General features: G+C 63.1%; 23 protein-coding genes. 11 read left to right on the top strand and 12 right to left on the bottom strand.

Annotated elements, in window-relative coordinates; translation table 11 throughout:
* Positions 1-41 precede the first annotated feature (41 nt).
* Positions 42-449: a thiol-disulfide oxidoreductase DCC family protein gene (locus J2R80_RS07105; protein ID WP_253638270.1), complete on the top strand. Its 408-nt coding sequence runs from the start codon at positions 42-44 to the stop codon at positions 447-449.
* A 42-nt stretch (positions 450-491) separates the two neighbouring features.
* On the opposite strand, the gene J2R80_RS07110 is transcribed toward J2R80_RS07105, so the two are convergent.
* The 6 genes from J2R80_RS07110 to J2R80_RS07135 form a co-directional block, all read right to left on the bottom strand.
* Entirely contained in the window at positions 492-1,742 is a 1,251-nt protein-coding gene (locus tag J2R80_RS07110; protein ID WP_253638271.1) for an NAD(P)/FAD-dependent oxidoreductase, read from the bottom strand.
* 164 nt (positions 1,743-1,906) lie between these two features.
* On the bottom strand, positions 1,907-3,733 hold the full coding sequence (gene typA, locus J2R80_RS07115; protein WP_016847242.1) for a translational GTPase TypA: 1,827 nt from the start codon (positions 3,731-3,733) through the stop codon (positions 1,907-1,909).
* Between the two features lie 276 nt (positions 3,734-4,009).
* On the bottom strand, positions 4,010-4,231 hold the full coding sequence (locus tag J2R80_RS07120) for a hypothetical protein (RefSeq protein ID WP_057021309.1): 222 nt from the start codon (positions 4,229-4,231) through the stop codon (positions 4,010-4,012).
* An 11-nt stretch (positions 4,232-4,242) separates the two neighbouring features.
* Entirely contained in the window at positions 4,243-4,521 is a 279-nt protein-coding gene (locus J2R80_RS07125; protein WP_253638272.1) for a hypothetical protein, read from the bottom strand.
* Positions 4,518-5,963: a radical SAM protein gene (locus J2R80_RS07130; RefSeq protein WP_253638273.1), complete on the bottom strand. Its 1,446-nt coding sequence runs from the start codon at positions 5,961-5,963 to the stop codon at positions 4,518-4,520. Before J2R80_RS07130 ends, J2R80_RS07125 begins: the two co-directional genes overlap by 4 nt.
* Complete coding sequence (locus tag J2R80_RS07135; protein WP_057021306.1) at positions 5,944-6,663, bottom strand: prolipoprotein diacylglyceryl transferase; 720 nt, start codon at positions 6,661-6,663, stop codon at positions 5,944-5,946. The genes J2R80_RS07130 and J2R80_RS07135 overlap by 20 nt, the downstream gene beginning before the upstream one ends.
* Positions 6,664-6,966: 303 nt before the next feature.
* Between J2R80_RS07135 and J2R80_RS07140 the strand changes: the two genes are divergently transcribed.
* From J2R80_RS07140 to J2R80_RS07155, 4 genes are all read left to right on the top strand, one after another.
* On the top strand, positions 6,967-8,346 hold the full coding sequence (locus tag J2R80_RS07140) for a hypothetical protein (RefSeq protein WP_253638274.1): 1,380 nt from the start codon (positions 6,967-6,969) through the stop codon (positions 8,344-8,346).
* Positions 8,347-8,610: 264 nt separating this feature from the next.
* Positions 8,611-9,069, top strand: coding sequence for a hypothetical protein (locus J2R80_RS07145; RefSeq protein WP_028343759.1), 459 nt, complete (start codon positions 8,611-8,613; stop codon positions 9,067-9,069).
* A gap of 156 nt (positions 9,070-9,225) precedes the next feature.
* Positions 9,226-10,965 carry a type I secretion system permease/ATPase gene (locus J2R80_RS07150; RefSeq protein ID WP_082654102.1) on the top strand — a complete coding sequence of 580 codons (1,740 nt, stop codon included), beginning with the start codon at positions 9,226-9,228 and terminating at the stop codon, positions 10,963-10,965.
* Positions 10,962-12,434, top strand: a complete 1,473-nt coding sequence (locus J2R80_RS07155; RefSeq protein ID WP_253638275.1) for an HlyD family type I secretion periplasmic adaptor subunit — start codon at positions 10,962-10,964, stop codon at positions 12,432-12,434. Before J2R80_RS07150 ends, J2R80_RS07155 begins: the two co-directional genes overlap by 4 nt.
* A 15-nt stretch (positions 12,435-12,449) precedes the next feature.
* On the opposite strand, the gene J2R80_RS07160 is transcribed toward J2R80_RS07155, so the two are convergent.
* Positions 12,450-13,220: a response regulator transcription factor gene (locus tag J2R80_RS07160; RefSeq protein ID WP_057021302.1), complete on the bottom strand. Its 771-nt coding sequence runs from the start codon at positions 13,218-13,220 to the stop codon at positions 12,450-12,452.
* A 206-nt stretch (positions 13,221-13,426) separates the two neighbouring features.
* Positions 13,427-14,029: a hypothetical protein gene (locus J2R80_RS07165; protein ID WP_253638276.1), complete on the bottom strand. Its 603-nt coding sequence runs from the start codon at positions 14,027-14,029 to the stop codon at positions 13,427-13,429.
* Between the two features lie 578 nt (positions 14,030-14,607).
* On the opposite strand from J2R80_RS07165, the gene ltrA reads away from it, so the two are divergent.
* A complete protein-coding gene (gene ltrA, locus J2R80_RS07170; RefSeq protein ID WP_253637902.1) occupies positions 14,608-16,083 on the top strand; it encodes a group II intron reverse transcriptase/maturase in 1,476 nt (491 codons plus the stop codon).
* Positions 16,084-16,206: 123 nt separating this feature from the next.
* The gene (locus J2R80_RS07175) at positions 16,207-17,556 is read left to right on the top strand and encodes an IS701 family transposase (RefSeq protein WP_076828966.1); all 1,350 of its coding nucleotides are present in this window, start codon (positions 16,207-16,209) and stop codon (positions 17,554-17,556) included.
* Positions 17,557-17,592: 36 nt separating this feature from the next.
* Here the strand turns inward: J2R80_RS07175 and J2R80_RS07180 are convergent, their stop codons facing one another.
* The gene (locus J2R80_RS07180) at positions 17,593-18,357 is read right to left on the bottom strand and encodes a Crp/Fnr family transcriptional regulator (RefSeq protein ID WP_057021301.1); all 765 of its coding nucleotides are present in this window, start codon (positions 18,355-18,357) and stop codon (positions 17,593-17,595) included.
* A gap of 201 nt (positions 18,358-18,558) precedes the next feature.
* Between J2R80_RS07180 and J2R80_RS07185 the strand changes: the two genes are divergently transcribed.
* Entirely contained in the window at positions 18,559-18,933 is a 375-nt protein-coding gene (locus J2R80_RS07185) for a response regulator (RefSeq protein WP_253638277.1), read from the top strand.
* A gap of 92 nt (positions 18,934-19,025) precedes the next feature.
* The gene (locus tag J2R80_RS07190) at positions 19,026-20,147 is read left to right on the top strand and encodes a hypothetical protein (protein WP_253638278.1); all 1,122 of its coding nucleotides are present in this window, start codon (positions 19,026-19,028) and stop codon (positions 20,145-20,147) included.
* Positions 20,148-20,169: 22 nt separating this feature from the next.
* Here the strand turns inward: J2R80_RS07190 and J2R80_RS07195 are convergent, their stop codons facing one another.
* The 3 genes from J2R80_RS07195 to J2R80_RS07205 all read right to left on the bottom strand — a co-directional run bounded on the left by J2R80_RS07195 (position 20,170) and on the right by J2R80_RS07205 (position 24,625).
* Positions 20,170-21,102 carry an N-acetylmuramoyl-L-alanine amidase gene (locus J2R80_RS07195; RefSeq protein WP_253640944.1) on the bottom strand — a complete coding sequence of 311 codons (933 nt, stop codon included), beginning with the start codon at positions 21,100-21,102 and terminating at the stop codon, positions 20,170-20,172.
* 375 nt (positions 21,103-21,477) lie between these two features.
* Entirely contained in the window at positions 21,478-23,040 is a 1,563-nt protein-coding gene (locus J2R80_RS07200; RefSeq protein ID WP_057021298.1) for an alkaline phosphatase, read from the bottom strand.
* Positions 23,041-23,221: 181 nt separating this feature from the next.
* The gene (locus tag J2R80_RS07205; RefSeq protein ID WP_229160558.1) at positions 23,222-24,625 is read right to left on the bottom strand and encodes a TAXI family TRAP transporter solute-binding subunit; all 1,404 of its coding nucleotides are present in this window, start codon (positions 24,623-24,625) and stop codon (positions 23,222-23,224) included.
* 212 nt (positions 24,626-24,837) lie between these two features.
* Between J2R80_RS07205 and J2R80_RS07210 the strand changes: the two genes are divergently transcribed.
* Both J2R80_RS07210 and J2R80_RS07215 read left to right on the top strand, forming a co-directional pair.
* On the top strand, positions 24,838-25,143 hold the full coding sequence (locus J2R80_RS07210) for a 4a-hydroxytetrahydrobiopterin dehydratase (protein WP_057021297.1): 306 nt from the start codon (positions 24,838-24,840) through the stop codon (positions 25,141-25,143).
* A gap of 91 nt (positions 25,144-25,234) precedes the next feature.
* Positions 25,235-25,612, top strand: a complete 378-nt coding sequence (locus J2R80_RS07215; RefSeq protein ID WP_057021296.1) for a YkvA family protein — start codon at positions 25,235-25,237, stop codon at positions 25,610-25,612.
* Positions 25,613-25,932 lie beyond the last annotated feature (320 nt).

Genomic DNA, 25,932 nt, shown 5'->3' on the forward strand with positions numbered 1-25,932 from the left:
GGAACCGGTTCGCGTGAAGAAAACGCGTTGAGGGAATCGATATGAGCAGTTGGCCCGACGACGACGTGATCCTCTATGACGGCGTCTGCATCTTCTGCTCGCGCTGGGTCCGCTTCGTCATCGCCCGCGACACGGCACGCCGCTTTCGCTTCACGCCGATCCAGTCCGGCTACGGCACGCGGCTGGCGAAGAGCTTCGGCATCGATCCTGACGACCCCGACACCAACGCCGTCGTCCATGGCGGCGTCGCCTACATGAAATCCGACGCGGCGCTGACGGTGCTGAGCCATCTGCCCGGCTGGCGCTGGACCCGCACACTGTTCGCGGTCCCCAAGCCGCTGCGCGATGCCGTCTACAGCCTGATCGCCCGCAACCGCTATCGCATCTTCGGGAAGTACGAGACGTGCTTCTTGCCCGACGCGGATATGCGGGCGAGGGTGCTGGAGTGAAGTCTGGTCGTTCGGACCATCCCGGAATGACCAATCTGACGGCTACCCCTTATGCGGAAATCCATCCGCCACTTCCCTCGCCGCCCGCTCGCCCGAGTCCCGCGCGCCGTGCGCCGTCGAGAAAAACTCCGGCGACGTCGCTTCGCCGGCGAAGAACAGCCGCCCGTCGACCGGCGCGGCCAGCACGGCGCGCTTGTCGGCGTGGCCGGGCAGTGCATGCGAGTAGGAGCCGCGGGCGAACGGGTCATGGGCCCAGCGGGATTCGCTGAGCGGCTTCAGCTTGCGGCGGAAATCGCTGCCGAGAAAGGAGACGATCTCGTCGATGCTGTGCGCGGCGATGGCGCCGTCGCCGGCATCTTCAAGCTGTCGCGCAAAACGGCCGCCGAAGAAACCTTCGATGCAGGGCTGGCCGAACGGGCGGATGTGATAGGTGCCCATCTCGGTGCGCATGGTGGCGCCGCGCAGATTGCCTTCCTTCGGCAGCGCCTCGGGCTCGGCGAGCGCCAGCGTCACCTTGTCGGCGAGGCCGAGCGGCAGGCCGCGCGCGGCGTCGAGCTTGTCCGGCAGCGCAGGCGAAAAGCGGATCGCCTGATCGGCGATCAGGTTGGTCGGCACGGTGACGATCACCTTGTCCGCCTCAACCGTGCCGCGCGAGGTCTCGATGCGGATGCGCTTGCCGGAGTGATCGATCAGCCTGACCTCGCAGTTCAGCGCCACCGGCACCTGCGCGCCATAGGCCGCGACCAGCGCGCCATAGCCGCGCCGCACCCGCCAATTGATGTCGGTGTCTTCATAGGCATCGACATCGAGGATCGAGACCTGGTCGAGCTCGCTGCCGTTTACATAGGTCGAGATCGCATCGATCATCGGGTTCCAGCGGTTGCCGGGCTCGAGATACAGGCTGGCCGGGCAGTCCTTGCCGTGCCGCGCCGCCTGCTCGATGCGGTCGTAGAATTGGTCGAGTGCGTGCGTGAAGTCGTCGCGAGCCGCCTGCGGGAACGCCTCGCCGTAGGCGCGCTCGCGCCACGGCGGCAAGTCCTTGTTGAGCTCGAAGTTGAGTTGCCGGGCGATGCCGACAAAGCTGTTCCGGTCGGCCGAGTGCAGCCAGCCGCAGCCGACGTCGAACACCACGTCAGGCGCGGCCTGAATCGTATGCGCGCGGCCGCCGAGGCGGTCGCGGGCTTCCAGCACGATCGTGGAGAGGCCGGAGTCCTTCAGCGCATTCGCGGCACCGAGGCCGGCGGCGCCGGCGCCGATGATGGCAACATCGACCGTGGAGGGAGGGGAAGTCATGTCCCGGCTCTAGCACGTCCGCCGCCGGGCCTGAAGCCGCCACATGCATGACTGTCATCACCCGCGCAGGCGAAGGCGGGTGATCCAGTATTCCAGAGACAGTAGCGATTGAACTGATGGGCCGCGGCGTACTGGATGCCCCGGTCGAACCGGGGCATGACAGCTTACGCCACCGCTTCCTTGGCCTTTTCGGCGCGCTTGCGGTCGTTCGGGTCGAGGTGCTTCTTGCGCAGTCGGATCGACTTCGGCGTCACCTCGACGAGCTCGTCGTCCTCGATATAGGCGAGCGCCTTTTCCAGCGTCATCCGGATCGGCGGCGTCAGGCGCACCGCCTCGTCCTTCGAGGTGGTGCGGATGTTGGTGAGCTGCTTGCCCTTCAGCACGTTGATCTCGAGGTCGTTGTCGCGGGTGTGTTCGCCGACGATCATGCCCTTGTAGACCTTCCAGCCCGGCTCGATCATCATCGGGCCGCGGTCTTCCAGCTTGAACATCGCATAGGCCACCGCTTCGCCCTGGTCGTTGGAGATCAGGACGCCGTTGCGGCGGCCCTGGATCTCGCCCTTGTAGGCGGCATAGCCGTGGAAGATGCGGTTCATGATCGCGGTGCCGCGGGTGTCGGTGAGCAGTTCGCCCTGGTAGCCGATCAGGCCGCGGGTCGGCGCGTAGAACACCAGCCGCAGGCGGTTGCCGCCGGACGGGCGCATCTCGATCATCTCGGCCTTGCGCTCGCTCATCTTCTGCACGACGACGCCGGAATGCTCCTCGTCGACGTCGATCACGACTTCCTCGATCGGCTCCTGCCAGGCGCCGGTCGCCTCGTCCTTCTGCAGCACGACGCGCGGGCGCGACACCGAGAGCTCAAAGCCCTCGCGGCGCATGGTCTCGATCAGGATCGCGAGCTGCAATTCGCCGCGTCCGGAGACTTCCATGGAATCCTTGTCGGCGGCCTCGACGACGCGCAGCGCGACATTGCCCTCGGCCTCGCGCATCAGGCGGTCGCGGATCATGCGCGAGGTCACCTTGTCGCCTTCGGTGCCGGCGAGCGGCGAGTTGTTGACGATGAACGACATCGACACCGTCGGCGGATCGATCGGCTGCGCCGGCAGCGGCGTCTCGACGGTGGGATCGCAGAAGGTGTCGGCAACGGTGCCCTTGGTGAGGCCCGCGATCGCGACGATGTCGCCGGCCTCGGCCTCCTCGAGCGGGGTCCGCTCAAGGCCGCGGAAGGCGAGGATCTTGGTCAGGCGGCCGCTCTCGATCAGCTTGCCGTCGGCGGATAGCACCTTGACCTGCTGGTTCGGCTTGATCGAGCCCGAGGAGATGCGGCCCGTGATGATGCGGCCGAGATAGGGGTTGGCCTCGAGGATGGTGCCGATCATGCGGAACGGACCTTCCTCGACCTTCGGCGGCTCGACGTGACGTACGATCAGGTCGAACAGCGGCTGCATGCCGAGGTCTTTCGGACCCTCCGGGCTTTCCGCCATCCAGCCCTGCTTGGCCGATCCGTACAAAATCGGGAAGTCCAGCTGCTCCTCGCTGGCGTCGAGCGCCGCGAACAGGTCGAACACCTCGTTGATGACTTCAGTCGGGCGCGCGTCGGGACGGTCGACCTTGTTGATCACGACGATCGGCTTCAGCCCGATCTTGAGCGCCTTCGACACCACGAACTTGGTCTGCGGCAGCGGGCCCTCGGCGGCGTCGACCAGCACCAGAGCGCCGTCCACCATGTTGAGGATGCGCTCGACCTCACCGCCGAAGTCCGCATGGCCGGGGGTGTCGACGATGTTGACGCGGATGTCCTTCCACTGCACCGAGGCGGCCTTGGCCAGGATGGTGATGCCGCGCTCGCGCTCCAGGTCGTTGGAGTCCATGGCGCGCTCGGTGACCTTCTGGTTCTCGCGGAAGGTGCCGGATTGCTGCAGCAGGCGGTCGACGAGGGTGGTCTTGCCGTGGTCGACGTGGGCGATGATGGCGACGTTGCGAAGGTTCATGGCTCTTCTTCTGGTCGTGCAATGGTCAGATGCGCGATCTCGCCGGACCAGTTTGGCCGGCCGCTCGCTCGCGTGGCCCATTCGGGCCCGGATCACGCTCATACCCAAGAAATTTGACGGGGACGCATCACCCCAAAAAGGAAGCCCGGTCAGAGGACCGGGCACCTTGCGCGTTGCGGCGCAATATAGTCAGAAAACGCCAAAAAACAATGATTTATTGGCTGTTTGGAGGGCTGATTTTGGTTCCAAAGGCGGGTTTTGAGGGGCTTTCAGGTCCTACTTCCGGGTAATCGCGAACACGATCAGGCCAAGCCCACCCAGCGCCACCATCATCACGAACATGGTGATGGGGTCGCCGCCGGCCCCGGCGCCCATCTTGGCGTTGAGAATGGCGCACAGGACGCCAGGGATCAGCAGGATCACCCCTACCACCAGCATGAGGGCGGTCAGGCAGCCGTTGCGCTGTCTCTGTTCCGGGTTTTGCTGAAAACTGCTCACGATACCCCGGACTAGCGTCCCTTAATCGCGGCGCGGATCAGCATCACGCCGGCGAAGCAGACCGCGAGCCCGAGCAGGATCAGGAACAGAATGGAGGGATCGGTTTTCGACTCGCTCAGGACGCCGAACCCGAACAGCAGGGCGCAGAGCCCCGGCAGCAGCAGGACCAGCCCGAACAGCACCATGAACGCGGTGGCGCAGCCGCTGCGTGGTGACGGTGGCGGCGGGACGTATTGGTAGGGTTGCTCCGGTGGTGCAGGCGGGATGGGCGGTGGATTGGTCTCGCTCATCGCGGCGCCTCCTCGCCTTGCCGGGCTTCACGGTAGGTCTGGCCGGCCAGCGCGGCGCGGATGCCGTCGATCTTGCCGTCACGGTAGAACAGATTGTAGGTGTCGAACGGGATGATCGCGCCGCTTTCGGTGACGAAGTGGATGCAGCTTCGCTTGACGTTGCCGACACAGAAATTGAAGCGGTCGAGAAACTGCACGATGGTGACGCGGAACACGTTCTCGTAGGTAAGCCCCTCCGGCACCTCGAAGCTCGGCAGGCAGCACAGCAATTCGCAGACCCGCTCCGATGTGTTCAGCGGCCCCGACGACAGCGAGAACAGGTCGACAAACTTCTCCCGCAACACCGGATACTTCTCCGGGCTGATGGTGTTGGGCATCACGGCGATGAGCTGCTCCTGCGGGATCAGCGAGGTCAATGGCAGCACCTTGTCGCCGTTGCGCAGGCCGTAGCCGATCGAGATGCTCTCGGGATTGCAGGGCAACGGGATCATGTCGTCAGCGCCGAACACCCCGGTCTCGATCACGCGCCGGCGGATCTCCGACAGCATGATGCGGTCGGTGTCCTTGTTGAAATGCTCGTTGCGGCCGGCATCCTGCACCGGCTGCAGCGTGACGCCGCGGACGCACTTCCAGGTCAGCGCGTGACGGACGATGTCGCCGATCTCGCCGTCGTTGACGCCGCGCTTGATGGTCGCGACCAGCGTGGTCGAGACGCCGTGGCGCTCGAGATTCTCCAGTGCCTGTTGGCGGATCTTGCGTAAGTCCGCGCCGCGCAGATTGACCAGCGCCTCGCGCTGCAGCGAATCGAACTGCAGATAGACCTCAAGCCCGCGCTTGTTCTCGGCGAGCTTCGCCACGAAGTCGGGCTCGCGCGCGATCCTGAGGCCATTGGTGTTGATCATGACATGGCGGATCGGGCGGGCGCGCACCGCATCCAGAATGGCGAAGAAATCCGGATGCAGCGTCGGCTCGCCGCCGGAGATCTGCACCAGGTCGGGCTCGCCCTCGCTCGCGACCAGCGCGTCCAGCATCTTCTCGATTTTCGCCAGCGGCGTGAAGCTGGTGCGCGCCGGCGAGGAATCCGCAAAGCATACCGGGCAGGTCAAATTGCAATGCTCGGTAATCTCGATCAGCGCCAGGCAGGAGTGCTGCTCGTGGTCGGGGCACAGTCCGCAATCATAGGGGCAGCCGAATTCGGTGTGGCGCTGGAACGCGAGCGGCCGGTCGCCGGGCTTGATGAAATCCTTGCACAGCCGCCAATAGGCCGCATCCGTCGAGACCAGCGTCGACTGCACGCCATGCTGCTTGCAGCGCTTCTCGTACCAGACCTCGTTGCCTGATATCTGGATCTTGGTCGGCACCAGGGTGAGGCAAGTTTCGCATAGCGACTGGGTCTGGCCCCAGAAGATGTAAGGGCGTGCGTTACGCAGCGGCGCGTTCATGCTTCAAGCTCACATTCGGCGCCGTCGCCAGCATGACGGCGGCGTAAATCATGACAAACAGCGACAGCAGGTGAAACAGCGAGAATGGTCCGATCAGCGCGCCATAGGGCTTGATGAATTCCCACAGGAAGCGCTGCAGCCCGTAGTAGAACAGCACGAGGTAGAATCCGTTGGTGATGACGGCGGCATTTCGGTTCAATACGGCCCAGGCATAGAATGCCGCGAACCCCGCCATCGCCAAGCTTTCATAGAGCTGCACCGGATGGCGCAGCACGCCGTCGCCGAAATCATGGCCCCAGGGCAGCGTGGTCGGTGTGCCATAGGTGAAGTCCTCGAGCCCCGCGAAATAGCAGCCGAGACGGCCGACCGCGACGCCGATCGCAAGCGGCAGCGCGAACCGCGCGCCGGTGCGCAACGAAATCCCGTGTCGCCATTTGTAGAGCTCGATCGCGACGATGCCGCCGGCCAGCGCGCCCTCGACCGAGCGGGCGATGCCGGACATGCCGGAGAACCACAGGTTCAGCGTGCCGAAGATGTAGGCGCCGATGCCGGCGCCAAATACCAGCGCGGCGATGTAGGTGAGCTCGAAGGATTGCCGCGGGAATTGCAGCCCCCGCACCCGGGACAGCCACCACATCGCGATGGCCGCCGCGCCCCATGCTGCGACGTCGAAAACGGCGTGAAGTTCAGCCCCACTCATGAGGCGAGTGTAGCGCGGTTTTCGCGGTCCGCGATAGCGGCTTCCCGATTGCAATGGCGGAACGAGGTTATAACCCGTCCGCCTGGGAGCGGCGGGCTGATGGACCACACCGGCGACGCCAGCCCGCGCAAAACGACAAAGGCTGTAACCGCGCCAGAACGGATATAGCCGATGTTACGGCGTCCATCCGAAGCGCTATATCCGAACTGACGGCTGGGCTTTCGACCTTACCAAGATGACATTCTGTCCGGAGTGCAAAACCCGTCCCGATTGCGCGGAGCGATTGCGATGAGGAAGGCTACGATGGATTTTTCGCGGATGTCGGACGGGATCCGGCTGCATCACGCCTTTCATCGCGACGATGGGCACGATGGTGACGACGAGTCGGGTCCGGCACCGAGCAGCCCGTTTGCAGGGCTCGATGCGCATCCCGCGACGTCGAATTCCCCGCCTTATGACTCTGGCCCAGGCCAATCCGACCATCCCACCGCGTCGGGGGTCGACACGTACGGCCACGTCGGCAACCACACTGCGGCGAGCCTGGATGCTTCGGCAACGAAGCCTGCTGCCGGCGCATCCCATTCCGCGACGGGCATCGTTTCGATCGAGAGCGGGGCGAACACCGCCGGGAACGGCGGAGACGGTTACTTTTACGGAGGTATCATTCACGCGTCCCTGTTGATCTATGAACCGATCAACATTTCGGTGAGTTTGGGATACGGCTCGGCCGCCGTGGCCAACCAGTCCAACGATTTGAATGTCGATCAATCCGCCTTTCAGATCGCCGGCGTCGGCGGACATGGTGGGAATGACAACCTTGCATCGGGGGGCAGCATCAGTGCTTCCCTGGGCCCCGGCGTGATCGGGAGCGGCGACAACGGCGCCGGAAATGGCGGCAGCGGCCATTTCTCGGGTGCGTTGGTGGACGCTCCGGTGGTGATCTATCATCCGATCAATATTGCGGTGGCGAGCTCAGGCGGCACGGCCCATGCAAGTCAATCGAACACAGTCGACATCGATCAATCGGCTACGCAGGTCGCGGGCGTCGGCGGCAGTGGCGGAAATGGCAATGTGGCCGTCGGCGGCAGCATCATCACGCTCGACCCCAGTTGGGGATCAAGCAACGGAGGAAGCGTCTGGGACGTTCAAACGGGCGGGAGTCAGGCCGGCAATGGCGGCGACGGCGCGTTCCACGGGAGTCTCGTGCATTCCTCGATCTTGGTGTACGACCCGATCAACATCGCAGTCGCGGGCTATGGCTCCAACGTTCATTCAGTCCAGACGAATGACGCCAACGTGGATCAATCCGTAGTTCAGATCGCCGCTATGGGCGGGCACGGCGGCAATGGCAACGCCGCGACGGGCGGCCATGCAAGCCTTCTTTCCCACGGCTTGTGGGGCGGCTCCGACACCATTGCGACCGGCTCGAACGGCGCAGGCAACGGCGGCAACGGCTATTTTGCCGGCAGCCTGATCGATGTCAGCGTCGCGATCTATGCACCCGTCAATATCGCAATCGCGGGGCCCCATTCGACGGCCGTGGCCGATCAGGTCAACAACGTGCACATCGACCAGAGTGCGGTCCAGATTGCCGGACTTGGTGGGGACGGCGGCTACGGCAATCTCGCGCTGGGTGGCGATCTTTCCGCCCATCTTCTGTCCGATCTTCACCTGTTGGCATAGCGAAACATCGCACCGCTCGCGCAGGCCGGTCGCAAGGTAGCGGACTCCCTGCGCATGCAAATCTCGCGCAGGGGCGCCTCCCGATGTTTCGAGCTCCGATGTTGCGCGACGAATGTCATACTTTCGTACGTAGGTCGACCAAGCCGGATGGTGTCCGATTTGACATCTATCGGCAGCGCGCATCGCCGGATCAGACTCGCCCGTGCGCGTCCGCCTGATCGGGATGGATGATGCACGACAGCCAACACAAGGACGGAGGCTCAAATGTTGCCCAAGGCGATCAGCATCTCGGATTCGATCGAATTCAAATCGATCAACACCGGTGGTCAAAGTGTCGGAAATGGCGGCGACGGTACCTTCAAGGGAGCTATCATCAGCAAGCCGACCCTCAACTTCGATCCAACCAACAAGGCAGAAGGCGCCGATGTGCATGTGAACACTGGCGACCACGTCACTCAGACCGCAGATTGGGACGCCGGCGGCGCAAACGCGACGGCCTCGGTGTTTGCGAAGGCCCATGGCGGAAGCGCCGAGTCGAACGGAAGCCAGAAATCCTACAGCGGCCACGATACCTCCAAGGTATATGCCAATACGGATGCCACTCAGATCAACAAGCTCGCGGTGGACCAGCACCAGGAGGTCCTGGCCGGCATCGGCGGCAATGGCGGAGACGGCAACGCCGCGCTGGGTGGAGAAGTGAGCTTCCACCTCGATACATTCTGACCATCGGCTCGTCCGACCACGGCGGGACCGGCGGCCATTGCTGCCGGTCCCGCAGTTCAAGCCGATGCCCGCCGATGCCCTGCCGATGCGCTTCTTGGCAGATCGCGTTGGCCGTCGGGCAAGTGCGCCGGACTCCGATTTCAGGCGGTGACGATCATGCTGATGCCGCCCATTCGGTTGCCTGTCCTGCCGCAGATCTCGACGCCACTGCACGCGGCCCTTTGGTCCTGTGCGGGACCGCTTGGTCTCGTATTCGCGTATAGCTGCAGCTACAACCTGCTTTTGTTTGCGCCCTCCATCTACCTTCTTCAGATCTACGACAGGGTGTTGTCGAGCCGGAGCGGCGACACGCTGCTCCTGCTCACGCTCATTGTCGCGATCACGGTCGTGGTCGGCGGCGTGTTCGATGCTTTGCGGCGCGCTGTCCTGGGTCGCCTTGGCGCCTGGCTCGACGATCGGCTCCGTCCTTGCGTGCTTTCGGCCAGCCTCGAATCCGCGTTTCGCAGCGATTGGACGCGGGCGTCGGACGCCTATCGGGATCTCACCGTGCTGCGCCAGTTCATCGATTCCGGCGCATGTCCGATGCTGTTCGACGCACTTTGGGCGCCCCTGTTCCTCCTGGTCCTCTTTCTCATCCATCCCCTGCTTGGCGTGGTGGGCGCCTGCTGTGTGGCTTTCCTCTTCGCTCTCACGGTTGCCGGAGATCTGGTTACCGAGGACGTTCTGCTCAGATCCGGCGCCGCGCTGTCCAGAAGCTACGGCCGCCTCCAGGCCGCCGCAGGCAACATCCATATGATCCGCGCCATGGGAATGCTCGATAGCGCTGCGCGCGCGATCTATCATGACGCGCAGCAGGCACGCAGAGAGCACGATGTGGCAGTCCGGCGAAGCGAGATCGTGATGCTGGTCACCAAGCCGGTCCGCGCGCTGTCGCAGGTGTTGATAATGGGGGCTGCCGCGTGGCTTGTCCTCGAGCACGGAAAGAGTCCGGCGATCATTTTTGCTTCGACACTAATGTTCAGCCGCGCGCTCGCGCCGGTCGAAAGTGCGATCGCAGGCTGGAAGTCACTCAGGACGGCCGTGAGTGCCTGCCAGCGGCTCGGCGCGGTTCTCGCCGCGTCCCCCGCCGCCGCCGGACGGCAGGATCCGGAGGTTTCGCAGCGGCAAGCGTCGAGCGGTCTCGTTGTCGACAACGTCGGCGTGAGGCTATCGGGGACCAATCACCTTCTGCTGAACGGTGTCTCGTTCACGCTCGCGAGCGGAGAATGTCTTGGCATTATCGGTGCGTCCGGGTCAGGCAAGTCCCTGCTTGGCCGGGTGATTGCCGGGCTGTCGACGCCAACTCATGGCTGTGTCCTGCTCGACAATACCGACGTCTCGCTGCTTCGCGAGGGCCTAAGCGGTCACCGTCTCGGTTATCTCCCCCAGGACATCGACCTGCTCGGCGATACGATAAGCGATATCATCGCACGGCTTGATGATGCCGATCGGCGGAAGGTCGTGGAAGCGGCCAAGCTGGTCGGAATTCATGAGGCGATCATGCGCCTGCCGCACGGGTACGACACGGTGGTTCACCGTGAAAAATCCTTCTCGCGCGGATATCGGCAGCGCCTCGGTCTTGCCAGGGCCTTTTTCGGCGGTCCACGCCTGATCGTTCTCGACGAACCGAATGCCAGTCTCGATTACGGGGGCGAGCGAATGCTGCTGGACGCTATCGAGCGCATGAAGCTCGCCGGTGTCATCCTGATCGTCGTCACTCATCGTATGGGTCTCCTCGCAGCCACAGACAAGATTGCCATTATGGAAGAGGGGGCGGTCGTCGCTTTCGGCGACAGCGAGGAGATCTTCGAGCGGCACCTGAACCGACCCCAGGTTACATCGCGGATTGCGCCATGATCCGCAATCCTCTCACCATCTGGAAGCTTCCCACGATATCGAGGCTACCCACGATCTGGGACCGGCTCGTGCGAGCGCCGGCAAGCCCCCCGCTCGCCGGACGGCTCGGAGTCGTGGTTACCGCGATCGACGATTTCGAGCCCCTCGAATATCCATGGTGTGCGACCCCGACACCCATCTCTCCGCGTAGACGGCTTCGCGGTATCACGCTGGCGGGCAACCTGCTGGTGCTCTGCTTCATGCTGGGGCTTGGCACATGGGCGTGCCTCGCGCCTCTCGAGAGCGCCGCGATCGCTTCCGGCGTCGTGGAATCAGAATCGAGCCGCAAGACGATTCAGCACCTGGAAGGCGGGATCGTCAGGAAGATCCTGGTTGCGGACGGCGATATCGTGCGAAGCGGACAGACGCTGATCGCGCTGGACGACACACGGCCCGGTTCGGAGGTGCAAAGCCTTCAAGGCCAGTTGTGGGATGCAATTGCTCGTGCCGCACGGCTTCAGGCCGAGCAGCAGAACTTTGAGAGCATCGCAATCCCGAGCGCGCTGGAACAGGACAGCAAGCGAAATGGGGTGGCCGCCGCCGCGGTATCGGCGCAGCAGTTCATTTTTCAGGCGCGCCGGCAGGTTCATGAGTCGCAGCTTGCGGTCATTCGCGAACGGAGGCTTCAAGTCGAGAGGGAGATCGAAGGTCTCAAGGCTCAGCAGAACGCCACCGGGCAGCGGGTCGACATCGTCCGGGAAGAACTGGATATGGTCACGACGCTCGTGAACAAGGGACTCGAACGGCGGCCGCGGCTTCTGAACCTGCAACGTGAACTGGCCGACGTTGAGGGGCGCCGCGGCGAGATCACCGCGCAGATTTCTCGCGCCGGGCAGGTCATCAGCGAGCAGCAGGCCACATTGTTCAAGCTCGAGAGCGACAGGCAGAGCGAGATCGCACAGTCGCTTCGTGAAGCACAGAACCAGATGTTCCAGCTCCGCGAACGGTTGCTTGCGGCCAGGGACCAGCTATCGCGAACGGAGGTGAAGGCGCCTGAGGACGGCGTGATAACCGACTTGCGGATCCATACGACGGGCGGCGTCATCGGGGCGGGTGCTCCGCTCATGGAGCTGGTGCCGCGGCAAGACCGCCTCATCGTGACCGCCCGCCTGAGGCCCGAGGACATTGATGTGGTTCATCCCGGCCTCAATGCCGAGGTGCATCTCGTGCCGTACAATCAGCGTCGCGTACCGCGCCTGAAGGGAATCGTCGTGCACGTATCGGCAGACCGGCTACTCGACAAGCGTACCGACCAGCCATACTACGCGACCAAGATCCGGATCGACGATGCGCAGATCGCCGCAAACGACTTCCAGATCGTCCCCGGTATGCCGGTTCAAGTGTTCATCACCACGGGGCGCGGTACCGTCGCACTTTACGCGCTCAGGCCCCTGCTCGACAGCTTCCGCGGTGCATTCAGAGAGGATTGATCCCGCTCAGCGTGACTAGGTCTCCGGCATTGGGGCTGTGCCCGGGTCGTGATCGCGATTCTGCGCGAGCGACCGGCCGCGCCAGCGGAGGACCGCTTCCGTGCGATTGTGAGCGGCACATTTCCTCATGATATGCTGAATGTGCATTTTGACGGTGCTTTCCGAGAGCTTCAATTTGGCTGCGATCAGCTTGTTGGGCAGGCCGAGCTCCAATTCCGCGAGAACGTGCTGCTCTCGAGGCGTGAGACCGCTCCTGTCGATGGCCGCCCTGGCTGCCTCGTTCATCAGATATGCGGACGCAAGCCCGCGCGCGTCCGGCGGATCGAAACCCGGCATCCTGTTCATCTCGGCGACCGGCAACGGCCTGTAGACGCCGCCGACAAGAACAAGGCGCAGGCCGGCTATGACGACCTCGATTGGTAGCGAGGTGGGAAGAAAGCCGCGAACACCCCGCTGCATCGCGGCTTGCGCGGTCGGCTCGTCGTCATGGTTTGACAGGATTGCGACGGCGGCATTGGGACAGTGCTCGGCCACGAAGGCGAGATCGTCCTCGACCGAGGGATCGCCGATGGGCTTGTCCGCGATGCTCAGCAGCACCAGACGAACGTCGCGGGTTGACATGCAGTCCAGGCCTCGGACCGTTGCCATGTCGAGGATCTCGAAGTCGGCCAATTCCCGCCTGAGGACGTTGAGAATACATGTGCGGGGCAACAGGTGCGGCTCGATGATCACCAGAACCGGTACGTGAAGCGCTCCATTGAGCCGTTTTGAGGTTATGTCGTCCATGATTTCCTCGGAATGAAAAGAATTTCTGCGACAGTCCCATCGATCCGTATTGCGCATTTACCGTTGCGGCATTCATCCTGAATGCATCATCACGCGCAGCCCCGACATCAGGATCGCATCCATTGCGGGATAGCCTGGCGCCTCGGTGGGAAATTCTTTCCGCTCAAATCATTTGGACGCGCGCCGTGGCGCGGTCGACGCATCCCCTATTTGCAGATATTTCGATACGCCGTTGACGCCGCCGACCCTGACTTGCCGTCGACGACATACGCTTCATCCTCCTTCACAAGATACAGAAACGGCCTCCCTCCAGTCTCTCCGCCCGACGCACTTCTTCCTTTCACGCGCCCGCAAATCGTATCCACGGCGCGTCCGAACGTGTTCTTTCGCATGGCGCGCTTCATGTCGCTGAATTCGGCCGATCCCGGATCCTCTATCTGCACTGCAATCGTGACCTTCGCTTTGGTGAGGACAGGATCTGCTGCGTCCGCGGCGTGTTCGGGTGTCGGGACGTTGATCCTCGTCCGCGGGGACGCCGCCTTGGCGAGGTCGGCCGGTCCGTGTTTCTTCGATGATGGTCTCCTGCCGGATCTTGCCGGGGTTGCAGAATTCGATTTGACGATCGCAGGCGCAGGCGCAGGCGCAGGCGCAGGCGCTAACGCCGCCGGCACTGGCTCTGTGGGTCGGGCGACTGCAACCTTGTCGAAACAGGGTCTTGACTCACACCCAAGGAAATCCCCTCGGGAAGGCGCGAACCAGCCAAAGCCGATCAGGATTCCTGCCAGCGCTCCGACAAAAAGCAGTCCCATCCGATTCCCCTCCTCGGGAGCTCGGCTCGCACTCATAACTAGGACTAATTCCGCGCTGGTAATCCTATCTGTTGCGCAAAAGCGTTAAGCGCTCATTAAGCGCGCGGGGTTGGGGCGATAGGACGAATCCCTAAGGCGATGTCGGGTTCAGCGTCGGCTTCCGGAAGCATGGCGGATGCGACGAATAATGAGTACACACCCTAGCACTACTTTGGGTGCGCCGGGAGACCGGCAAGGAGTAGATGGTGAAAGTCCATTGCGATGAAGGTGTAGCGAACCACATCGGCCCCGAGCCGTGCGCAGGCCTCCGCGAGGGGGTCGGCGAAGCGTCGGTAGGGGAGCATGCAGGCCAGCCATTGAGCCGCGAAACAGTGTTATCCCGGGCGTCGACGCTGTCCAAAGAGCGGAAGGCAACATGGGCGAGTGCGCAAACGCGAGCACCCGTCCAGCCCGGCGTGGTCGTAGACCCTGGCATGCATGGAAGCTCCTTGTACGGGAACCGGGATATCTCCGGGTCGGCCACCTTCCTCCTCCGAGGATATGGTCCGCAGCGGGAAGGCGAGGAGCCGTAGCCGCTGATGCACGACACGGAGAAGTCTGACTCTGGCATAGTAGCTGAGAAGCCGACGAACAAAGCCGGATTACCGGCGGAGGAGTGGGTGGAGCCAAGGCTGGGGACCAAGGGAAACGCGGAACAGCGGCGCATACACCGGACACAGGGCCGGGCTCGCATGACCCAGTCGCTGGACCGCGTACGGGCAGCCGCAAGGCTGAGGAAGAAGGACCGGTTCACCGCGCTCCTTCACCACATCAATGTCGATACACTGCGGGCGGCGTTCTTTGCGCTCAGGCGTAGGGCCGCTCCCGGAGTGGATGGCATGACGTGGCAGGACTACGAGGAAGATCTCGAGCCCCAGCTCGCCGATCTGCACAAACGGGTCCAACGAGGAACATACCGCCCGCAACCGTCTCGCCGGACGTACATACCAAAGGCAGACGGCAAGCAGCGGCCGTTAGCGATCGCGGCTCTCGAGGACAAAATCGTCCAGGGCGCCACCGTCATCGTGCTCAACGCCATCTACGAAGGAGACTTCTGTGGCTTTTCCTACGGGTTTCGGCCCGGCAGAGGGCCACATGATGCGTTGGACGCGCTCTGCACAGCGATCGAGACGCGGCAGGTGAACTGGATCGTTGACGCCGACATCCAAAATTTCTTTGGCGCAGTCAGTCAATCTTGGCTGGCGCGCTTCTTGGAACATAGGATCGGCGACAAGCGCATCATCCGCCTCATCCAGAAATGGCTGAAGGCAGGTATTCTCGAAGACGGCGTCGTAACCGTTGATGACAGGGGAACGGGTCAAGGTTCGGTGATTTCACCGCTCCTCGGCAACATCTACCTACACTACGCTCTCGACCTGTGGGCCAAGCGCTGGCGACAACGCGAGGCCTCCGGCGGCATGATCATCGTGCGTTACGCGGACGATGTAGTGGTCGGCTTTGAGCGCGAGGACGACGCACGTCGTTTCCTCGATGCGATGCGCGCGAGACTGGAGGAGTTCGAGCTGACGCTCCATCCGGCCAAGACCCGCCTGATTGAGTTTGGTCGCCATGCGGCGGCTCAACGTAAGCAGCGCGGACTCGGAAAGCCGGAAACCTTTGCGTTCATGGGGTTCACATTCATCTGCGGCAAATCACGCCAAGGGCGCTTCCAGCTTCAACGGAAGACCCGTAGCGACCGCATGCGAACCAAACTCCGCGAGATCAAGGAGGAGCTGAGGCGCCGAATGCACTGGCCGATCCCTGCACAGGGGAGATGGCTCAGGCAGGTCGTGACCGGCCACTTTGCGTACTTTGCTGTCCCGACGAATGGCCGAGCGCTCAATGCGTTTCGGTTCTATCTGACCGACCTCTGGAGGCGTACGCTTCGGCGGCGCAGTCAGCGGAACTGTCTGACCTGGGATCGCATAACGCAGATCACCGACGACTGGCTCCCCAAGGTTCGCATCCTTCATCCATGGCCGAAGCTGCGCTTCGCCGTCAAACACCCGAGGTAGGAGCCCGGTGCCTTAATTGGGCTCGCCGGGATCTGCGCGGGGGGCGCCCAGTGATGGGGGTCCCTACCGCGAACAGATTGTTGATTTTGCCGCGTTTTATAGGATTCCCGAATCAATTTTTCAATGATTCATGGGTGGTCGGCTCTTGGAGGGCTGACCATGCCCGGATGGGAAGACGAACTCGAACGCTGGCTGATGCCGTTCTTGGACCGGCTGGGTCATAAGACCCGGCAGCGGATGTGTCCTCTGTATGTTGCGGGATTGATCGGTCCGGGCGATCGCAAGAGCGTTCAGCCGATGGCGGAACGCCTTGCCGCGAGCAACTACGACCAGTTGCACCATTTCATTGCGGACGGTGTCTGGGACGCGACGCCGCTGGAGACAGAGCTGCTCAACCAGGCGGACCGACTTGTCGGCGGCAGGGATGCGGTGCTGGTTATTGATGACACCTCACTTCCCAAGAAGGGTGAGCGCTCGGTCGGTGTTGCGGCTCAATACGCCTCGGCTCTCGGTAAAACGGCAAATTGCCAAACGCTGGTGTCTTTGACGCTTGCTCGCGGCGAAGTGCCCGTGATGGTCGCGTTACGTCTCTTTCTGCCTGACAGTTGGACAAGCGACATATCTCGTTTGAAGCGCGCTCGCGTGCCAGTCGAACATCGAACGGCACGGTCCAAGCCCGAGATTGCTCTAGCCGAGATTGACCGCGCGATGGCAGCCAACGTGCGCTTTGGATGTGTGCTGGCGGATGCAGGATACGGCCTCAGCGCACCGTTTCGACAAGGGCTAACAGAGCGCGGGCTGACCTGGGCTGTCGGCATCCCTCGGCACCAGAAAGTGTATCCGGTCGATGTGAAGCTCATTTGGCCGATTACCAAGGTCCGCGGAAAACCACGAAAGCACCACGTGCCCGATATCTTATCGATTGCCGCAGAACAAATGCTCGCCAGCGCCAAATGGAAAACCGTGAGTTGGCGTAGCGGGACGAAAGGTCGGCTGAAAGCCCAATTTGCTGCTCTCCGTGTCCGGACCGCCGACGGCCCTCCGCAGCGGATATGGGATAAAGGTCAGCAGCATCTCCCAGGCGACGAAGCCTGGCTCATTGGCGAGCAACGTGCGTCCGGGGAGAAGAAATACTATCTGGCCAATCTTCCGGCGGCGACGGATCTGCGCACGCTGGCCGCCACCATCAAGGCACGGTGGATTTGTGAGCAGGCGCATCAGCAGTTGAAGGAGGAACTTGGACTTGATCACTTCGAAGGGCGATCATGGCAAGGTCTTCATCGTCACGCCTTGATGACAATGATTGCCTACGCCTTCCTGCAACATCGTCGCCTCGCATACGCGGGGCGGAAAAAAAAGAATCAACGGGCCTCCGCCTCAGCCAACCATGCAAGCCGTACGTCACGCCATCGTCGATCTCATCCTTCGGCCGCCGTCTCAGCAGTGCCCATATTGCCGAAAGCAAATCCGTGAAAAACAGCGGCGAAAACACAATCTGCCAAAGTAGTGCTAGTTCTGCGGGTTGTCCTCGCTTGGATACACGCCGCGCAGCACTTCCTCGAAATGATCCTTGACGGCGTCGTTGCACAGGCAAGAGCGCTGCCGCAGCTTGTCCGCGTCGCGGATCACGATCGCGCCGCGACGCGTCTCGAGCACGCCTTCCGCCTTGAAGTTCTGGATCACGCGGCTGGTGTAGCTGCGGCCGACGCCGAGCAAAGTCGAGAGCTGTTCATGCGTGAGTGGCACCATGCCGTTGCCATTGGTGCGCTCCATCGCCGAGATGATCCATTTCGCCGCGCGCTGCTCGATCGAGTGGATCGCATTGCAGGCGGTCGACTGAAAGATCTGCGCCAGCATACAATCGGCATAGCGCGCGAAGATGTTGCGCACGGAGATCGACGTCAGCTTGGCGGCGTCGAGCTTGCTGACCGGCAGCCGCGCGAACGGGCCGCCGAACTTGACGGTGATGCGGGTGTAGGCCGGCAGGAAGCCCTGGCTGACGATGCCGCCGACCGCGCCCTCGCGACCGACCAGGATGGTCTCGACATCGCGGCCGTCCTCATTGGGCACCATGTAGGACGCAAGGCTTGGCCCGCATGGAAAATGCACGGTCTGGACGTCGTCGCCGGGATTGTAGAGCAGATCGCCGGCCGCGGCCTCGACCAAGGCAAGGTGCGGCGCGATCAGTTCGTAATCGGCGGCGTTCAGCCGGCGCAAAAGATTGTTGAACGGCCGGTCACTCGTCCCAGCCAACTCGGTCCGTTTCGTGATCATTGGAAATCCTGAGAACCCAACGCGGACCATAATCGGAAAGTTCCCGGATTTATGTTCACTAGTGAACAGACGCGGCAGCCCGCGATGTGATGGGTTTCACCTCGGGAACAGCCGGCGTGCTTTCAGGCGCCGGTCGCGGGCCAATCCGGCCGGACTGATCCGGTCTTTCATCCATGCTTTAAAAACGGAAACTGGCACGCCATGGACTTCACCCCCAATGCCGGCACGCCCGGTGACGTCCTCGTGGTTGAGGACGATCCGATCATCTCGCTCTATTTCGAGGACACCATCCTCGGCTTCGGCGCCCGGACGGTGCGCACCGCCACGAACGTCGCCCGGGCGCTCGAGCTGATCGCCGAACGCGCGCCGGATTTCGCGCTGCTCGACGTCGGCCTCGTCAGGGGCGAGAAGACGTTCGCCATCGCCGAGCGGCTGGGTGCGCTGAAGGTGCCGTTCGCGTTCGTCACGGGCTATGGTGCGGACATCCGGCTGCCGGCATCGCTCGCCGACAAACCGCGGCTGACCAAGCCGTGCTCGAGCGAGGCGCTGGAGGCGGCGCTGCGAAACGGACGTTGACGCATTGCCGGCTTCGGCCTCGCCGTCGGCGCGTTCGTCGTCTACCATCCAGCCTGTCGGATTCGGTGACGCAAGCGCTTCGGGAAAGCGTCATGGTGGTCAGGATATTTGCCGCGCCCGCAGCCGCGCTCGCTCTCGGGCTGCTGCCAGCGCCGCCGTTCGGCTCGGCCGTCGTCGGTCGCTTCGTGTCGCCAGCTCTCGCTACGCCGGCCGCACTCTCGAGCGAGCAATCGGCCGCGCTTGAGACCTACGACAAAGCCCTGAAGGGCTTCGAGTCGATCCTGCGCCAGCGCCGCGCGCAGATCGATGCCAATCAGCCGCTGCCCGACTTGCCGGGTCAGGCGATCTATCTGGCCCGTGTCGAGATGATGAGCGCCTACAAGGACCTCACCGATGCGCTTCCGTCCAGGATCGGTAGGCCCAACAGATTCGGAATCCCTCCGGCCTATTTCGACGCCGACAAGGAGCCGCTGCTCGATGAGTACCGGAAGCTCTTCGACGTCATGGAGGCGCCGCCCGCCGGTGCGCAAACATCCGATACGCCATTCAAGGACGTGGTCGATCTGGCGACGGTGATCGCGCGGGCCAAGGGTCTTGACGCCGCCGACGCCGCCGTCGCGGGCCGTATCAGCCTCGGCCTCTTCTTTGCCGAGACGAACGGCAAGCAGAATGCGGGCAATGCACGATCGAACACCTATAAAGGAAGCCTGCAGACCGGCCCGTCCGAGGATCGCGACGGCCGAAGGAAATGGGCCGCCATCAAGGGGTCGATCGCGACGCTCGATCCTGCGCTGAGCCGTCGCGACGACCGGGAAGAGGCGCGGGTCGGCAACCTCGACCACAGGTTCAATCACTGGACCGCCGTGCGGGACGGCCTCATGAACGCACACGCCGAACTTTTCCCGCAGGTCGCGGCGATCCAGAAAGCGCTGCCGGACCCGATCGATCAGATGAAGGTCTTTGAGCTGATCCAGATCATTCCCACGCCGACCAGGGCAGCGCTCAAATCGGGCAACCTCGTCGGCTACAGAATTTCCGATCCCAGGATCATGCGATATCTGCGCAACAACAGCGTCTTCGCGTTCGGCCGGGCCGACCGGGCAAGAACATCCGCGACCTTTCGCGAAATCCTCGATGCGATGTGGCTGTTCAACGCCAAGTTCGAGCAGGCGCTTGCCAAGTTCAAGGAGATCAAGTCGGGCAAGCCGGGCTGAGGAGGAGTCGATCGCTCGGCCGTCAGGGTGGACCGAGCAGCGCCCATCGCGGCTCGCAGAATTCCTTCACGGCGGAAGCAACGCTGCTGCTGATGAGGTTTTGGCGCTCGCGCGAGTCCATCTCGCGTTCCTCGTCCCGGTTGATGATCGAGCCCGCCTCCAGCAGGATCGCGGGCATCGCGGTCTTTCTCAGCACGATGAGTTCATCATTGCTGTAGACGCCGGTATCCTTGTTCAGCAACGGGTGCTGGTAACGACCCATGATGGCCTGGCTGTATTGCTCGGCATAATGCAGGCCCTGGGCCTTCATTTCCCCGGCGACCAGTTCGGCGAACCGGAGGCTGGTCTTGAAGTCCGGATTGTCCCGGGAGACGAACACGGAGTAGCCGCTGAAGCGGTCGCTGAAGTGGCTTTTCTTGCCCTCGAACTCCCAGTCCTCGAGCATCTTGTTGGGCACGGAGTCATGGTGGATCGACATCAGCAGATCCGCGTGCAGATTGTTGGCGGCGGCGACCCGCTTGAAGAGGCTCGGTCTCGCTTTGCCTTCGGTCAGTAGCAGCCTGGTTTCGGTAAAGCCTTCGGCCTTCAACCTCTCCTCGATCAGCCGCGCAAGGCGCAGGTTGAAGGTGAACTCGGCGACATTCCGCGCGCTGATCGCGCCTTCCGATTGCGCGGTATGTCCGACATCCAGCACGATCCGGAACGTCGCGGGATCGCATTTGGCAGCGGCCGGCTTGAGAGCCGAAAGCGGCAGGGTGACTGGCCCCAGGGCGGCCAGCCGCATGGCGCGGTGCCTGGGCGGAGCGCGGTGCCTTGCCAATTTGGCAGCCCTTGTCGCCTTCGCGCGCTTCGGCGACTTGGCATGCTTGGGTGAGCTCCTGAAGAGATCGGGCAGCCAGCCGGCATCGCTGACTTCGATCGGCAGCAGCGCGAACACTGCGATCGCGACGACCAACAAGCGGCGAGGCCGAAACCTCGCAACGCTACCACTGAGCACGCGAAAGAATTCGCAGCGCCTCATGCTCCGCCCCTCCGGGCCCCCAGCATAACGGCTCTGACATCGGTACCGGAAGATGCCGGGGAGGTCCATCCCCGGCAATCGCGTTGCCTCGCCTTGGCGGCAAGGCCGTCAAGACCAAGAGTCCGGTTCCGTCGTGGCTGTGACCGAACTAGTGTCCCGAATCCGAAGTTCGCATCATTTGCCGCACCTTCGGAGCGAACTTCGGATTCGATAAGGACACTAGCAAGCTTATGATTCTAGTGTGCTTTATGAATGCGAAGTTCGTGAAAGTGGCTGCCGCGAAATCGCACGAACTTCGCATTCAGCACACTAGACCGGCTTCGGGTCGAGCGTGATCGCCCACAGCTCGGCGTCGACGCGGTCGCGCAGGCTTACCGTCATCTGCCCGCTCTTGCCGTCGATCTTGACGTGGCCGAAGAACTGCATGCCGGCCGACGGCGGCAGGTTCTGGTTGCCTTCGCCCGGCGCCTTGATGAACTTCACCTCGGGGCCGAAGGTGTTGTCGAGCTCGTTCGGACCGAACGTGCCGGCATGCAGCGGGCCGGAGACGAATTCCCAGAACGGATCGAACTCCTGGAACTGGGCCTTGTTCGGGTTGTAGTAGTGCGCGGCGGCGTAATGCACGTCGGCGGTCAGCCACACCGTGTTGACGATTCCCGCGGTCTTGATGAAACGCAGGATGTCGGCGATTTCGAGCTCGCGGCCGCGCGCCGGGCCATCGCCCTGCGCAAAGGCTTCCGAGCCCTTCTTGTTGGCGGCATCGTCATAGACGATCAGCGAGAGCGGCATGTCGGAGGCGATCACCTTCCAGGTGGCGCGCGAGTTGAGCAGCGCGCGCTTCAGCCAGGCCATCTGGTCCGGGCCGATGAAATAGGCGTCGGGGCCGTACTGCTCCTGCAGGTTCGGGCCGTTGGGGCCGCGATAGCTGCGCTCATCGAGCATGAAGACGTCGAGATGCGGACCGTAGCTCAGCGTGCGATAGACGCGGCCCGGCTCGACGATGCTCTCGCGCATCGGATACATCTCGTGGAAGGCCTTTGCCGCGCGCGCCGCGAGCACGGTGATGTCGCGCTCCTTGTAGGCCGCCGGCAGCTGTTTCGACAGCGACCAATTGTTGGTCACCTCGTGATCGTCCCACTGCACGAAGATCGGCACCTCGGCATTGAAGGCGCGGACGTTGTTGTCGAGGAAGTTATACTTGTGGGCGGCCCGGTATTCGTCGAGCGTCTCGGCCACCTTCGCCTTCTCGGGTATAGTGACGTTCTTCCAGATCTTGCCGTCGGGAAGCTTCACCTCGGACGGGATCACGCCGTCGGCGTAGATCGTGTCGCCGGAGTGCAGAAGGAAATCCGGAGCGTGCTTCTTCATCGCGGCGAAGGTGATCATGCCGCCGTCGTCGGGATTGATGCCCCAGCCCTGGCCGGCGACATCGCCGCCCCACACGAAGGAGACGTCGCGGCGGTCGCTCGGCGCGGTGCGGAAGCGTCCGACCACCGGCTCGCCGACGATGTCGATATGGGCGAGGTCGCGGAAGCGGACGCGGTAGAAGATGTCCTGGCCGGAGGGCAGGTTCTCCAGCAGCATCTTGGCGGTGAAGTCGCTCTCGGGCAGCGCCGTGATCGGCGGCAGTGTATGGGCGTCCTTGAACGATTCAGTGGTCGCGACCTCGACCATCATCTGCGCCGGCCGGTCCGCACGCGCCCACACCACGCCGCCGTCGACGCCGACATCGCCGGACTGCACGCCATGGGTGATCACGGGACGGTCGGCGGCGCGCGACAGATAGGGCATCGCAATCACGCCGGCGCCGGCCGCAGCCGCCGTGGAGAGAAAGCGTCGGCGGGTGAGATTTCGCGAGAACCGGATCGTCATAGGGAGCCTCCTCAGGTCACAGCGACAATGCGCCGCAGGCGCGCCAAGACCTAGAAAAATTCCATGACGGAGAGATTACAGCGGCGGGAGTGCGGGACGTAAGGGAAGCGCATCTGTCAGGCTCCCTTTCCTGAGTGCGGGGGAGGCAAGGGGGATTTGCGGATAAAGATTGGCGGCGCCCCTACGCCGTGCCCGCCGCCCTGAACTGCGTCGCAGCCCGTTGCAAATTCTGCGGCATGCTGAACAACAGCGCCTTGCGGTCGGCGACGGCGTTATGAAGCTGCTCGAGCGCGATGTTGAACGCGGTCAGCGTGCCTTCCTCGATCGCGCCGTGCTCGAAGCAGTCCAGCGTGTGGCGCAGGATGTCGTCGGCCTCCGCCTGCATCTGGTCGAGTTCCTCGATCGAATCGCTGTGCCGCGCGGCTTTCAGCATCTCCAGCAGGCGTTCGCGCTGCGAGGTGTTGGTGTTGCGCTCGTCCTGCTTGAGATAGCCGGCGAACCACGCACCGGCCGAGCCCATCGCCGAGAACGCCATCAGACTCCACCAGATGTAGTCGCTGTAGCGGTCGAGGAAGGTTTTTTCCTCGCCGTCGACAAACGCGGCGGCGCCCGGATGCACCGGAATGGTGGCATCCTTGTCGGTGTCCGGCGTCTCGATCTTGGCGGCGAGCGGGAAATCGGTCTTGAGCGACTGCCGGATCGCGAACAATTGCCGCGTGAATGCCGCGACCGTCGAGTCCGACAGGCCCTTCCGCGCAACGATGTGGTGCGAGAAGCTGATCGTCTTCACCTCATCATCGGGCCGGTCAGCGGAGCCGAGCGAGCCGGCGGGGATTTCCGCGGCCTCATAGGCCGGATGGTTCTGCGCGATCGCCTCGGAGGCGTCGATCGCAAGGAAGCTGGGCTCGCCGCCGTCGCGGACCGACGCCGTGATCGCATCGATCGTGATCTTGCTGTTGGCCGGGCCGACGGCGAGATAGGCGTCGGCCTTGAGGTTCTTGATCGCTTCCGCCGCCTCATTGGCCGGGAATTGAACGATCTCGACCTTCATCGGGTCGACGCCGTATTGCGTCAGGATCAGCTTCAGCAGATTGACATTGGCCGGGGTGCGGCCGACGACGCCGATCTTGCGGCCGGCAAGCTGCGCGATCTTGGTGATCCGCGCGGATTTCCGAACCTTGCCCTTGGCGGGCGGAACCCACATCACCACGACATTCTTGCGCAGGGTCGCGACCGCCTGGGCATTCTTCGGCACCTCGAGATCGCCGCGGATGATGGCGAGATCGGCCTTGCCGTCGGCCAGCGTCTGGGCGCTGGCAGTGGCGCCCTCGGTCTGCACCGGCCTCAGCTTGACCTGGGTGTTCTGCTGGTTGTTGAAGGCCTGCGCCAGCGCCTGCACGACCTTGACGTCATCGCTGTTGGCAGGACCGACCGCGATCCGCAGCGTCACCGGACGCACGGCGAAATAATAGCCGGCCAGCAACGTGCCGATGATGGCCAGCGCGCCCGCGATCAAAACGAACATCAGCCGCCGCTTTGCCGAACGCAGCGGCTTGGGCGACATGCTGGCGGAGCCGTCTGTCATCGATCTCGCAAACAATCGTCGGGGCTCAATCTCGCAAAACTACCAACGCGCATACATCCTCTATGTGTAGCAAATTACTGAACGGACAGATGTTACAACTCCGTCATGGTTACCAGCGGCGATAGGACGCGATTTCGGCCTTAATTTGGGCGTGGATCCCATCCCGGAGGCCGGTTGTTAGGCTAAAGTCGGCGTCAAACGGGAGGGTTACCATGGTCGAACGGCTGTCAGCGGAAGCGAGGAAGGCCGCCCTTTGGGAACTGGCCGGCTGGTCGGAGGCGTCCGGCCGCGAGGCGATCGCCAAGACTTTCGTGTTCAAGGACTTCAACGAGGCCTTCGGGTTCATGGCCCGCGCCGCCCTGGTCGCCGAGAAGAGCGACCATCACCCCGAGTGGAAAAACGTCTACAAGACCGTCGAGGTGGTGCTGTCGACCCACGATGTCGGCGGGGTGACCAAGCGCGATATCGACCTCGCCAAGGCCATGAACGCGATCGCAAGGCAGCTTGGGGTCAATTGACTCCGGCGCGTGGAACCTTGCGCGGGTCCGCCGATGTCCCCAGATTCGCATCGTCCGCCGCCGAACTGGCGCGGCGTCGAGGAACCTTGCGATGACATCGAGCGAACCCGGCGTGGGATTTGGGCCTGCCGATCGGCTGGCGCAGGACCCCGAAAGCGTGCGCCGCCGTTTCTGGATCAAGTTCAAGAAGGTGGTGGCGAGCCTGCCCTTCGCGGAGGACCTGCTGGCCGCCTATTACTGCGCCTTTGACCGGCAGACGCCGCGCCATGTCCAGGCGGCGCTGCTCGGGGCAATCGCCTATTTCATCCTGCCGTTCGATTTCGTGCCCGACATGCTGCCGATCCTCGGCTTCACCGATGACGCCGCAGTGCTCGCAACTGCGCTCCGCATGGTGGCAAGCCACATCACGCCGGAGCATCGCGATGCCGCCCGCGCCGCGCTGAAGCGCGGGGTGCCGGAAGAGGAGTGAGATCTGCCTTCTCCTTCCCCCTGAAAGGGGGAAGGTCGGGAAGGGGGTCAGCAACAGGCGACGCTGCAAGCCGGCAGATTTGATCCCCACCCGCTTTGCTCTCGCGAGCAAAGCGACCTCCTCTTTTCAAGGGAAGGTTATGATGCATCCCGGATTTCGCTGCGCTCCATCCGGGCTACGAAACTTTCGATCCGTCATCCTGAGGAGCGCGAAGCGCGTCTCGAAGGATGTACGGCCACCAGCGGGGCCGTCGACCCGTCGAGACGCGCGCAAGAGCGCGCTCCTCAGGGTGACGGAGACGGTAGGGAGCGCCATGGTAG

This window comes from Bradyrhizobium sp. USDA 4541, from assembly GCF_024171085.1.
GTDB classification, from domain to species: Bacteria; Pseudomonadota; Alphaproteobacteria; order Rhizobiales; family Xanthobacteraceae; genus Bradyrhizobium; species Bradyrhizobium australafricanum.